Below are 11541 nucleotides of genomic sequence, written 5' to 3' on the forward strand. Positions count from 1 at the left end.
AGACCACCCGTCGTTCTGGCTTACTGCGGCTGGTAGGTGCCGTCCAGGTGACGCTCCTCCGGGCCGTTGTACGCGGACAGTGGGCGGATCAGCGAGTTGTTCTCGTACTGCTCAATGATGTGCGCGGTCCAGCCGGTGATGCGGCTCATCACGAACAGCGGCGTGAAGAACTCGATGTCAAAGCCCAGGATGTAGTAGGACGGGCCGGACGGGAAGTCCAGGTTCGGGCGGATGTTGATGGACGTGTTCTCGTACATCGTCTTCGCCATGATGTCGTAGATTTCCACCCACTTCTCGGCGCCCTGGTCCTTGTGCTCCGCGGCGAGCTTCTTGAACGCGGCTTCCATGGTCGGCACGCGCGAGTCGCCCTTCTTGTACACGCGGTGGCCGAAGCCCATGACGAGCTCCTTGTTCTTCAGCTTGTTCAGGCACCACTGCTCCGCGTTTGCTGGGTCGTCGATTTCCTTCATGTGGTGCATGACGAACTCGTTCGCGCCACCGTGCAGCGGGCCCTTCAGTGCGCCGATAGCCGCGGTGATCGCGGACCAGGCGTCGGACTGCGTCGAGGTCACCGTGCGGGCGGTGAACGTGGAGGCGTTGAAGGAGTGCTCCGCGTAGAGAATCATGGTCTTCTCGAATGCCTCAATATCCGACGGGATGGTTGCCGGGGAGCCTTCCTCGTCGCCGAAGACCATCCAGAGGAAGTTCTCCGAGAAGCCCTTGTCCTTGCTCGGGGCGATGTAGCCCTTGCCCTGGCGGCGGCGAATGTCGGTGGCCACGATGGTCGGCAGCTTCGCCAGCAGCTCGGTACCGATCTTGCGGATGTGGTCAGCATCCGGGGTGAACTTGTACTCGTCGCGGGTGCCCAGGAAGGACACTGCGGTGCGCAGCACGTCCATCGGGTGGCAGTCCTTCGGCAGGTAGTTAATGACCTGGATGAGTTCCTCATCGATGTCGCGGTTGTTCATGCATCCGAGGCGGAACTCCTCTGCGCCCGACTTGTCTGGCAGCTCGCCGTGCCAAAGCAGGTACGCAACCTCTTCGAAGGTGCAGTGCTCTGCCAGCTCGTGGACCGGGTAACCGTAGTACAGCAGGGAGTTGGTCTCAGGGTTGACCTTGGAGATTGCGGTGTAGTCCGCAACGACGCCAGCGAGGCCCTTCTTGATTTCTTGAGTGGTCATGGGATGAAGTCCTTTCAGGATAGGGATTGGGTTAGGGATGCGGGATAGGGATTACTCGAATGTGGACGAGTAGGTGTCCTTGGAATATGTGAAGACGGACTGGTCGAACTGGTTGAAGTCTTCGTACTTGACCAGCTCGTATAGGCGGGACCTGTGCTGCATGCGGTCCAACCACGGCTCCTGCGTGCCGGTTTCCGCGATGTCGCGGAGCATGGCCTCGGTCTGCCCCATTGCGAGGCGGAACGTGGTCACCGGCCAGATCACCGCGTTATAGCCGAGGTCCTGCAAGGTTCCGGCGGAGAGCAGCTTGGTCTTACCGAACTCCGTCATGTTCGCCAGCAGCAGGATATCGACGGCCTTGCGGAAGGTCTCGAAGTCCTTCTCGGTATAGAGTGCCTCCGTAAAGATAAGGTCCGCGCCGGCATCTGCGTAAGCCTTGGCCCGCTCGATTGCGGAGTCGATGCCCTCGATGCCAGCCGCGTCGGTACGCGCACAGATGACGAATGCATCGTCGTGGCGCTCCTTTACTGCGGCGCTGATGCGTCGCACCATCAGGTCACGCGGCACTACTTCCTTGCCGTCGAGGTGCCCGCAGCGCTTCGGGTTCACCTGGTCCTCCAGGTGCAGCGAGGCAAGCCCCGCGGCCTCGAACTCAGCCACGGTGCGTGCTGCGGACATCGGTTCGCCGAAGCCGGTGTCGGCGTCGATAAGCACTGGAAGGTTCGTAGCGCGAGCGATGTGCCCGCCGCGCTGCGCGACCTCCGTCAGTGTGGTCAGCCCAATATCCGGCAGGCCTAGGTCGTTGGCGAGTACCGCGCCGGAGACGTAGACACCTTCGAAGCCACCGATGTCCTCGATGAGTCGAGCCGTCAGCGGATTGAACGCGCCGGGCAGTTTTGTAATTTCGGTGGACTCGAGTGAGGCCCGCAGCGCCAGTCGGCGCTCATTTGGCGTTGTATCAGGAACAAACATCTTAGAAAATCCCTCCTGGGATCTGAGGAGCATTGGCTTGCGCGTCCGCGTTCACCTTGATGTTGAGCTTGCTCAAGTCGGTGAGCTGCTCGAGGTTCTGCACGTCTTCAAGGAAACGGTCCTGCTCTTCCTTATCGACGATCCCTTCCGCCAGCGTGCGGAACTTCTGGATGTACTGCTCACGGGCAAACGGGCGTGCCCCCAGTGGGTGAGCGTCCGCCACGGCCATCTCATCCTCGATGACGGTGCCGTCGTTGAAGGTGATGACGGCCTTTGCGCCGAACGCCTTCTCGGCCGGGTCCTGCGAGTGGTAGCGGCGCGTCCACTCCGGGTCCTCGACGGTGGAGATCTTGTGCCACAGCGTGACCGTCTCTGGGCGGTTCGCGCGTTCCGGGGCGTAGGAGTCGACGTGGTGCCACGTGCCGTCCTCGAGTGCTACGGCGAAGATGTACATAATCGAGTGGTCGAGGGTCTCGCGGGATGCCTTCGGGTCCATCTTCTGAGGGTCGTTGGCGCCGGTGCCGATGACGTAGTGCGTGTGGTGCGAGGTGTGCAGCACGATGGACTCGATATCGGCGGTGGACTTACCGGCATCCGCGATGGTCTGCTTCATGCGGCGCGCCAGGTCGATTGGGGCCTGCGACTGGTACTCAGCCGAATGCTCCTTGGTGTAGGTATCCAGGATTGCGCGCTTTGCCTCACCGTCTGCAGGCAGTGGCACCACGTAGGTGCGTTCTGGGGAATGCAGCATCCAGGCGATGAAGCCGTCCTCGCCCTCCCAAATCGGAGCGGGTGCACCCTCGCCGCGCATCGCGCGGTCGACGGCCTCGATGCCCATCTTGCCGGCGAATGCCGGGGCGGACGCCTTCCAAGAAGAGATGAGGCCCTTGCGGGACTGGCGCGTCGCCGTCGTAGTGTGCAGCGCCTGGCCAACCGCCTGGTAGATGGTGTCAATGTCCAGGTTCAGCATGGTGCCCAGACCCGCCGCAACAGATGGGCCGAGGTGCGCCACGTGGTCAATCTTCCACTCGTGCAGGCAAATACCCTTGACCAGGTTGACCTGGATCTCGTAGCCGGTCGCGATACCACGGATCAGCGCCTTACCGTCGAGGCCCTTGTGCTGTGCTACTGCAAGGATCGGCGGAATGTTGTCGCCCGGGTGGGAGTACTCCGCCGCGAGGAAGGTGTCGTGGAAGTCCAGCTCGCGGACCGCTGTACCGTTGGCGAATGCGGCCCACTCTGCGGAGTAGGAGCCGTCGACACCAAAAATCTGCGCACCGCCTTCGGATACTGGATGTGCCTCCGCCATCACGCGAGCGGTCGCGACTGGGCGGCGACCGTAGGAAGCGACGGCGACCGACGCATTGTCGATAATGCGGTTGATGATCATCTCAGTCGTATCAGCTGGAACCTCTACCGGGTCTGCTGCAACCTTGGCGATCTTGTATGCGAGGTGCTCTTCAATCGGGAAATCTTCTGCCGAACGGTGCGTGCGCACGTTGTGTTCGATCATCTTGGCTCCTTCGTCTTCGTTGTAGTTCCGCTACCGCGAAACCTCGTTGATGTTGCAGCTCATACTAGGGAGCCAAATGTGATGCGGGCCATGATTTTCGCATGTAAACTTCTGCGTACAAATTCTGCTACTTGTGCAAATTCTGTTAACTACGCAGTACACGCATACAAAATGGGAGAAAGGTACGATGGCAAAGCTGTACGCGGGGGCAAAGATACAGACGCTCCGCCATGAACTCGAACTCACACAAGGCGAAATGGCCCGCCGCATAGACATCTCAACGAGCTACCTCAACCAGCTCGAAAACGACCAGCGTCCACTCACCGTCAGCGTGCTCCTCCAACTCACCCACGCGTTTCAGCTCTCCACCACTTTCTTCTCCCCCGATGAAGACCAACGCGTGGTCAACGAGCTTTCCGAGCTACTCCCCGACGTCCCACAGCCGAAACTGCACGAGTTCGCACAGCGCTTCCCCGACATCGCCAACTCTCTCAGGGTGCTGCCTTCACCCGAGGCCACCGACTCCGAACACCCCCACGCACTCGTGCGTGAATTCTTCCAGAACCACAAGAACTACTTCCACGAGCTCGACGTTGCTGCCGAGCAGCTCGCAGCGCACGCCGCGAACCGGCAACTGCGACTGACACGCCTCGCGGCAACCTTCGACAGGGAATACGGCATCCAAGTGCGCTTCAACCAATACGCCCACGGCCCCCGCTCGACCCTGCAGCACGACCAGCGCGAGATCCGCCTACGCACCGGACTCACCGAGTCCCAGCAGTGCTTTGAACTCGCCTACCACTACGGCCGCACCGCCTTCGCAGAGCTCATCGACGAGTACGTCCGCGACACTTTCGACGAATCGACACAGCCCGAGCCCGTCCAGCTCGCGCGCCACGGGCTGGCGCAGTACTTCGCCGCCGCTGTCACCATGCCCTACGCGGAGCTCCTCCAAGCTGCCGAAGAAACCCGCTACGACATCGACGTCATCTCCGCGCGCTTCGGCACTGGTTTCGAGTCAACCTGCCAGCGCCTCGCGACGTTGCAGCGCCCCGGCGCAGAGGCGATTCCGTTCGTCTTCGTGCGCACCGACCGGGCAGGCAACATATCGAAGCGGCAGTCATCGACAGCCTTCCACTTCTCGCGCCACGGTGGGGGCTGCCCGTTGTGGGTCGTGCACCGCGCGTTTGAAACTTCGAATAGAGTGACGCGTCAGGTCGCCGTCATGCCGGACGGCCGGACCTACCTATGGATTGCGCGGATGGTGCAGGGCCCCGTCGTAGGATTCGACTCCCCGCGCCGGGAGCACGCGGTGGTGCTGGGCTGCGATATCGCGTTCGCCCAACGCATGATCTACGCCGACGGACTGAACATCTCCCCCGAATCGGCAACAAAAATCGGCCCCGGCTGCGCTACCTGCCCACGAACATCCTGTCCGCAGCGAGCGTTTCCGGGGCCGCCTAGTTCTAGCCCGACCGCTAGTCCAGATCGGACTTAGCAATCAGCCTGCGTGCCGCCTCTGTAATCGAACCGGACAGGGACGGGTACACCGCCATCGAGTTCGCCAGCTGACGCACAGTCAGGTCGTTGGCTACCGCGATGGTCAGCGACAGAATCAGTTCGGAGGCAGTCGGTGCGACAATCACGCCACCGAGTACCTGGCCGGAGCCCTTGCGGGCGAAGATCTTCACAAAACCGTGCTGGAGGGAACGCATCTTTGCGCGAGGGTTCGTGGACAGGTCCAGTTTGTAGATGTCCGCGTCAACCTCGCCGTCGGTGATCTGCTGCTGCGTCACACCAACCGCGGCGATCTCCGGGCGGGTAAAGACCGCGTTGCCCACCGTCTTCAGGCGTACCGGTGACACGCCCTCGCCCAGCGCGTGGTCGACCGCAATGCGTCCCTGCTGCGCCGCGACCGATGCCAGCGGCATCAGGTCGCTGCAGTCACCCGCAGCGTAAATACCTGCAACGTTGGTACGCGACACGCGGTCAACAATGATGTGGCCCGACGGGGCGACTTCCACACCGGCCGCCTCCAGGTTGAGGTCCGCCGTGTTCGGAATCGAACCAATGGACATCATCACGTGCGAACCGGCGATCTCGCGCCCGTCCGTCGTGCGCACAACCACGCCGTCGCCAGTGTTCGTCACCGACTCCACGCGAGCGTGCTTCTCCAAGTGGACGCCACGGCCCGCGAGCACCTCCTCGAGCACGTCAGCGGCATCGGCGTCATCGTGCGGCAGGATGCGGTCACGCGAAGCAACCATGGTCACCTCGACGCCCAGCTCAGCGAACGCAGAAACAAACTCAGCACCGGTCACACCGGAACCGACCACGATCAGGTGCGTCGGCATCTCCTGCAGGCTGTACATCTGACGCCAGTTCAGGATGCGCTCGCCGTCCGGCTCAGCGCCCGGCAGCACGCGCGGGTTCGCGCCGGTGCACACCAGCACCATGTCGCAATCAATAATCTCGGTGTCTTTGCCCTCGCAGTGCACCTCCACGCGGTGCGTGGTGTGACCGTGCTGTTGGTCCGTAAAACGAGCGCGCCCCTGGATAAGGCGCACGCCACGCTGCTCCAACTGCTTAGCGATGTCACTGGACTGCTTATCAGCCAGCGCGATCACGCGCGCGTTCAGGGCGGTCAGCGAAAGCTGGGCTTCCCCAAGCCCGTGGTTGAGCCCCATGTCGTCTGCACGGCGAAGGTCCGTCTTAATGTTGGCGCCGGCGATAAAGCTCTTCGAAGGAACAACGTCCTTGCGGATAGCGGAGCCGCCCAAACCATTGTCTTCCACAATGGTGATATCGGCCCCGTACTTTGATGCAACCAGCGCAGCCTCGTAACCAGCTGGCCCTCCGCCAATGATGACGATCTTCTTCGACACCTACATACTCCTCAACGGTCTTCGTCGTTCGCACAAATACCTGGCTAGTCTACACGGCCGCCCACGGCTTCGTTACCAACCAAAAGTTGCACTAGCTGAGGTTTTCGGCGTACTTTTCGACGACCCCTCCGAACAAACGCACCCCAACTTCAAGTGCTCGCTCATCAATATCAAGGTTGCCTTGGTGCAGGTCCTGCATCTCTCCCTCACCGCTCCAGGCACCGAGCCGGAACATCGACCCGGGGACGTGCTCCAGGTACCAAGAGAAGTCCTCCCCGCCCGAGGACTGCGGCGCGGTCACCACCGCGTGTGGGTCGATCCTGCGCCCTGCCTGTACCCCGATCGCCGTCGCGGCGTCATCGTTGAGCACCGGTGGCACGCCCCGCATGTAGTCGAGGTGGTACGTGCACCCGGTCGGTGCGACGACGAGGTCAATCAGGTCAGTAACCAGATCTTCGAGGATCCGCCACGTCCCGATATCCGCTGTCCGCAACGTGCCCAGTAGCTCGCCTGTCTTCGGGATCGCGTTCGCCGCGTCGCCCGACTCGACGTGCCCGAACACCAACACCGTGCCCGTACGTGGGTCGACCCGGCGCGACAGCAGCGCCGGCAACTGCGTAATCAGCGCCCCGAGCGCGTAGACCACGTCCGCCGAAAGCTGCGGACGAGAGGTGTGGCCGCCAGGCCCGTTAACCGTAATGCGCAGCACGTCCGACGCCGAGGTAATAGCGCCCGTGCGCACACCGATCTGGCCTACGCGCAGTTTCGGTTCAGCATGGAGGGCGTAAATGCTCGCGACATCCTGCAGCGCGCCCCACTCGATCACGTCGAGCGCACCGCCGTTCATCACTTCTTCCGCCGGCTGGAAGATGATGCGTACGCCGAGCGGCAGCTGGACCGTCGATAAGGCGCACGCCAGCGCGAGCGCCACCGTCGTATGCACGTCGTGGCCGCACGAGTGGGAAACGCCCGGGTGCTGGGATGCGAACGGCAAACCGGTTTGCTCAGGCACTTTCAGGGCGTCGATGTCGCCGCGGAACGCGAGCCGCTTGCCGTCCTTTGGGCCCAGGTCGACGTAGAGTCCCGTGCCGGGAAAGAGGACGGGCTCAAGGCCGTGCTCACGCAGCACCTTCGCAATGAACTCGGTGGTGGCGAACTCTTGGTTGGAAAGCTCCGGGTAGGAGTGGAAGTGACGGCGCCACTCCACCATTGTCGAGTGATGTTCCTTCACCCATTGGTCTACCGCGCGCGCAATTCCTCCGGCCGTCATCGTGTATGTTCACCCTTCACCCAGCATTTGTGCGCGTGGCTCCCACTGCGCCTTATTGTGGCAATGATTCTACGCTCATCTCCGCCGAATCTTGTGACTGGTCGTGTTCGTCCACCTGCTCCTCGTCCGCTGGAAGCAGCTGCAGCGGCGAAACATCGAGCGCGGCAGCGATCCGGTAGATCGTCGAAAGCGTGGGGTCAGCAGCCCTATTCCTGTTGTAGCTATTGCGCTCCAGGTTAGAGAGCAGCGAACGAGAGATCCCCGCCCGCTCCGCCAGGTACGCCTGCGATAGCCCCTGCATTGTTCGCAGCGCGCGGATCTTCTCCCCTAACGCAAACGCGTAGCTGGCCCAGTACTGGTCCGAATCCACATCCGAAAAACGTGCGCCAAGACTCCCTTGAAAGAACACGTATACCCCCTCGTGTACGTAACAAACTTCCGGTGATTATATCCGACGCACGTTACTTTGACTAGAGGTCAATATTGCGTGGCCCGTACAACCTATCTCCGGCGTCGCCGAGGCCCGGCACGATGTACGCGTCCTCGTTGAGTCCTGGGTCAATGACGGCGGTGATCAGTCGCACCGATCCGCCGTGCTGCTTCAGCTTGTCGACGCCCGGCTGCGCACTGACCATGCACACACAAGTAATGTCGTCTGCCCCACGGCCTTCCAACAGTTCAATCGCGTGGATGAGGGAACCTCCCGTGGCCAGCATCGGGTCAACCAAGAACACCGGCTGTCCCGACAGGTCGTCGGGCAGCGCCTCGAGGTATGGAACCGGCTCGTGCGTCTGCTCGTCGCGCGCCATGCCGATGAAGCCGACCTGCGCGTCCGGGATCATGGACAACGCCGGGTCAATCATTCCGAGGCCGGCACGGATGATCGGAACAATAATTGGGGGCTTTTCCAAGCGAACGCCGGTGGCTGTTGCAACCGGCGTTTTGGTTTCAAAGGTTTCGGTTTTCAGGTCACGCGACGCCTCATATATCAGCATCGCGCCCAGGTCAGCGAGTGCGGCACGAAACGCGGTGTTGTCGCTTCGCTCATCGCGCATCAGTGTCAGACGGGAGGCTGCTAGGGGGTGGTCAACAACGGTAATTTCCATGATTCACATGGTAATTGAAATTCGGAGGGAACCGTTTACTGACTCTGTGCGTCCAACCTCTTATGACTACTTTCGCTTTTGACCAATCAACGATCCATTCGCACGCTGACTCGCTACGCGACGACGCCGCTGCGCTCCAACCACTGCCAAACGTTCCGGTTCCCAATGTGTGGCCGCTCGCGGAGTTCAGCCAGGCGCTCTCGCAGGCCGTGGAGCAGGAAAACGCGAGAAGCGAGGCTTTGAGTGAGGAAGCAAGCCGCGTCGCTTTCGCGATGCTCCTGGCTGTAAAAGCGGCCATCAGCGTTGATGAGCGATTCAGCAACCTTCTTCAGGCGGTGTTGTGATGGCTGCACTGGCTGCGGGCATTGACCCGATCGCGGCAGCGCAGCTCATTCTGCGACACGTCCCTGCCCCACTTCCCCAACTCCCATTCCTGTCCACTCCAGATTTTTCCGCCATCGAGCCCCTTGCCGCGTTCGTAGGGGCGCACCCTGCGGGCCAGACGCTGCGCAATGCTGCGAACCTGCTGGGGAAAGATCGCGACACCATTGTGAAGATGTTCGGTCAGGCGAGCAGCCTCGTGTTCTTTGCCGCCAAAGACCTGAGCAATATCGTGGTTGACCTCATCCGAGACACCCAACCGCTCCTACCACTGCTACTCAACCCTGCAACTGCGATCGGAGCGGGGATCAAGATCGCCGCCCAGGTCGCGTGGGCGGTCACCCAGGCTGGGCTCACTCTCAACGGGCTGGCGAACGACCTCGCACCACTGGCCAAGCAGCTCTCAGAGATCGTGGCATACGCAGCGAGCCAACCCGCTATTGCCGCATCCTCGCAAGCAAAAGCCGCCATGTACGAGCTCGAGCGCCTCATCACAGCCCGCGAACTCCCTCACGCTAAGAACGAGGTCACCCCGCTCGCCGCCGTCCAGCAGGCGGGACATCCTCCCTCCCGGGGCGGCTCGGCAACTGGTGAGGCTGCGGTCGCGGCGGCGAAACAACAGCTCGGCACACGGTACGCGTGGGGTGGATCTGCGCCCGGCGGGTTCGACTGCTCCGGGCTGACAAGCTGGGCGTATCGGCAGGCCGGTGTGGAGCTGCCACGCCTAGCCCAAGAGCAAAATATCGGGCAACAGGTCCGCTACGAGGACCTGCAACCGGGCGACCTCGCGGTGTGGGATGGACACGTTGCCATGTACGCCGGTGACGGGATGCTCATCGAAGCTGGCGACCCAGTTCAGATGAACCCGGTGCGAACAGAAAACATGGGAATGGCCTTCAAAGGTTTCTGGCGTCCAACAGCGTGATAGATTTGCTGCATGATTACCCGTGCTATTTTGCCCGTCAAGCTTTCACTGACCGACGGCGATTTCTACACCCTGTGGGCGCCAACCTGGAAGGAGCACGGCTCCGAGTGGCAGGCCTTTTTCGGCGATGAAAACTCGGTGCTCGTCTTCGAATCCCCCGAGGCGCTGCTCGCATACATCAACAACACGCCGAAGCATGACCTGGCGGACCACCCCAAGTGGGAGCAGTTTTCCAACCAGGGCGACGACCGTGTGGTGCCGAATGACAAGCAGTACTTCGACATCATTGGTGCACCGGAGTTGCTGGCTGGCCGCCCAAGCCACGAGAACGTCTCGCACCTGTCCCGCGTGCTGCAGATTTCGCGCTCCCTCGCGGAGGTAGCGGCGGCAGAGCCAGCACTGATCTTCTTCGCCTCCCACTCGATTTTGGGCAACGTCAACCGCGGCTCTGATCACTACCAGGGTGAGAACGGCCTGGACGAGTGGTCTGGTGTCGGCCGCGTCGTGCTGGCGAACTGGGAAGAGGTAGTCAAATCCCTCGACGAATCGGTCCGCGTGGTGAAGACGGACTCCATCGACGCGGCAGCGGTCAGCGCCGCTGCCGCAGCTATCGAGGCCGCACAAAAGGCCCGCGAAGAGGCGAAGCAGCAAGCCAGCGAGGCCGAGCGTGCTGAGCAGGAGGCGCAAGACCCATACGACAACTCCGCGTGGGCACGTGCCGGAATCGACCCAGTGAAGGTTTCCATCCAGGGCAAGAGCGTCTACACGTTGCGCACCTACTTGGGCTCCAACCCGGTATTCCTGGGCAAGTACGGTGAAATCTTCACGTTCCCGTCCACCAAACACCTTGGACGCTGGATTATCGAGAACGATGACCATGACCTCGCCGCAGTAGCAACCTGGCCTGACCTGGTTACCCTGGCAAACGCTGGTGAGCTCGAGGTCACCGTCCACCCGGACAACTCCTACTCCTTCAACGGCATCGCGCAGGACATCAAGCAGGGCGTCGATAGCGTCGATACCAAGCAGATGGCGAAGGCCTACGAGCTGCTTGCCGACGCCGCCGACTGGGCCAAGGACGACTCGCTCAATTCATTCCTCCTGGCAAACCCACGCATGCAGGACTACCTGGCGTACATGCTGGGCTCCACCGAAGCCGCAGGCTACGTCCCATCTGCGCCGTTTACGGATAAGGCTGAGGCGTGGAACGAGATGGAGCTGCAGCTCATCAAGCGCTTCTCCAAGTTCTAGTCGCAGCCTAAATTCCTGAGGCCGTCGAAGACGCCGGATTCTGGCACACGTAAAATG

The 11541-nt window shown here is 61.7% G+C and carries 11 protein-coding genes; 4 read left to right on the forward strand and 7 right to left on the reverse strand.

Annotated elements, in window-relative coordinates; all coding sequences use genetic code 11:
* Window positions 1-20: 20 nt before the first annotated feature.
* Genes BJP05_RS08295 through prpD form a run of 3 tightly spaced genes read right to left on the reverse strand, consistent with a single transcriptional unit; the run spans window position 21 to window position 3666 of the window.
* Complete coding sequence (locus tag BJP05_RS08295) at window positions 21-1181, reverse strand: bifunctional 2-methylcitrate synthase/citrate synthase (protein WP_070362990.1); 1161 nt, start codon at window positions 1179-1181, stop codon at window positions 21-23.
* Window positions 1182-1232: 51 nt separating this feature from the next.
* Window positions 1233-2153, reverse strand: coding sequence for a methylisocitrate lyase (prpB, locus tag BJP05_RS08300; protein WP_070362991.1), 921 nt, complete (start codon window positions 2151-2153; stop codon window positions 1233-1235).
* Window position 2154: 1 nt separating this feature from the next.
* Entirely contained in the window at window positions 2155-3666 is a 1512-nt protein-coding gene (gene prpD, locus BJP05_RS08305) for a 2-methylcitrate dehydratase PrpD (RefSeq protein ID WP_070362992.1), read from the reverse strand.
* 187 nt (window positions 3667-3853) lie between these two features.
* Between prpD and BJP05_RS08310 the strand changes: the two genes are divergently transcribed.
* The gene (locus BJP05_RS08310; protein ID WP_070362993.1) at window positions 3854-5164 is read left to right on the forward strand and encodes a short-chain fatty acyl-CoA regulator family protein; all 1311 of its coding nucleotides are present in this window, start codon (window positions 3854-3856) and stop codon (window positions 5162-5164) included.
* Here BJP05_RS08310 and BJP05_RS08315 read toward each other — a convergent pair.
* The 4 genes from BJP05_RS08315 to upp form a co-directional block, all read right to left on the reverse strand.
* Window positions 5145-6551, reverse strand: a complete 1407-nt coding sequence (locus BJP05_RS08315; protein ID WP_070362994.1) for an NAD(P)H-quinone dehydrogenase — start codon at window positions 6549-6551, stop codon at window positions 5145-5147. The two genes, BJP05_RS08310 and BJP05_RS08315, sit on opposite strands and share 20 nt — an antisense overlap.
* A 91-nt stretch (window positions 6552-6642) precedes the next feature.
* Window positions 6643-7821, reverse strand: a complete 1179-nt coding sequence (locus BJP05_RS08320; RefSeq protein WP_070362995.1) for an amidohydrolase — start codon at window positions 7819-7821, stop codon at window positions 6643-6645.
* Window positions 7822-7873: 52 nt separating this feature from the next.
* Window positions 7874-8230, reverse strand: a complete 357-nt coding sequence (locus BJP05_RS08325; RefSeq protein ID WP_240492741.1) for a helix-turn-helix domain-containing protein — start codon at window positions 8228-8230, stop codon at window positions 7874-7876.
* Between the two features lie 61 nt (window positions 8231-8291).
* Window positions 8292-8927: a uracil phosphoribosyltransferase gene (gene upp, locus BJP05_RS08330; RefSeq protein WP_070362997.1), complete on the reverse strand. Its 636-nt coding sequence runs from the start codon at window positions 8925-8927 to the stop codon at window positions 8292-8294.
* Window positions 8928-8989: 62 nt separating this feature from the next.
* On the opposite strand from upp, the gene BJP05_RS08335 reads away from it, so the two are divergent.
* From BJP05_RS08335 to BJP05_RS08345, 3 genes are read left to right on the forward strand one after another with little or no spacing between them, the layout of a single operon-like run.
* A complete protein-coding gene (locus BJP05_RS08335) occupies window positions 8990-9271 on the forward strand; it encodes a hypothetical protein (RefSeq protein WP_070362998.1) in 282 nt (93 codons plus the stop codon).
* Window positions 9271-10233, forward strand: coding sequence for a C40 family peptidase (locus BJP05_RS08340; protein WP_084028610.1), 963 nt, complete (start codon window positions 9271-9273; stop codon window positions 10231-10233). Before BJP05_RS08335 ends, BJP05_RS08340 begins: the two co-directional genes overlap by 1 nt.
* A gap of 12 nt (window positions 10234-10245) precedes the next feature.
* The gene (locus BJP05_RS08345) at window positions 10246-11484 is read left to right on the forward strand and encodes a hypothetical protein (RefSeq protein ID WP_070362999.1); all 1239 of its coding nucleotides are present in this window, start codon (window positions 10246-10248) and stop codon (window positions 11482-11484) included.
* Window positions 11485-11541: the final 57 nt, after the last annotated feature.

The sequence above is a fragment of the Corynebacterium sp. NML98-0116 genome (assembly GCF_001767255.1).
Taxonomy (GTDB): domain Bacteria; phylum Actinomycetota; class Actinomycetes; order Mycobacteriales; family Mycobacteriaceae; genus Corynebacterium; species Corynebacterium pseudogenitalium.

Bases quoted from the DNA above. Each gene is read 5' to 3' on its own strand.
- BJP05_RS08295 (WP_070362990.1), bottom strand. From the start codon at position 1,181: ATGACCACTCAAGAAATCAAGAAGGGCCTCGCTGGCGTCGTTGCGGAC.
- prpB (WP_070362991.1), bottom strand. From the start codon at position 2,153: ATGTTTGTTCCTGATACAACGCCAAATGAGCGCCGACTGGCGCTGCGG.
- prpD (WP_070362992.1), bottom strand. From the start codon at position 3,666: ATGATCGAACACAACGTGCGCACGCACCGTTCGGCAGAAGATTTCCCG.
- BJP05_RS08310 (WP_070362993.1), top strand. From the start codon at position 3,854: ATGGCAAAGCTGTACGCGGGGGCAAAGATACAGACGCTCCGCCATGAA.
- BJP05_RS08320 (WP_070362995.1), bottom strand. From the start codon at position 7,821: ATGACGGCCGGAGGAATTGCGCGCGCGGTAGACCAATGGGTGAAGGAA.
- upp (WP_070362997.1), bottom strand. From the start codon at position 8,927: ATGGAAATTACCGTTGTTGACCACCCCCTAGCAGCCTCCCGTCTGACA.
- BJP05_RS08335 (WP_070362998.1), top strand. From the start codon at position 8,990: ATGACTACTTTCGCTTTTGACCAATCAACGATCCATTCGCACGCTGAC.
- BJP05_RS08340 (WP_084028610.1), top strand. From the start codon at position 9,271: ATGGCTGCACTGGCTGCGGGCATTGACCCGATCGCGGCAGCGCAGCTC.
- BJP05_RS08345 (WP_070362999.1), top strand. From the start codon at position 10,246: ATGATTACCCGTGCTATTTTGCCCGTCAAGCTTTCACTGACCGACGGC.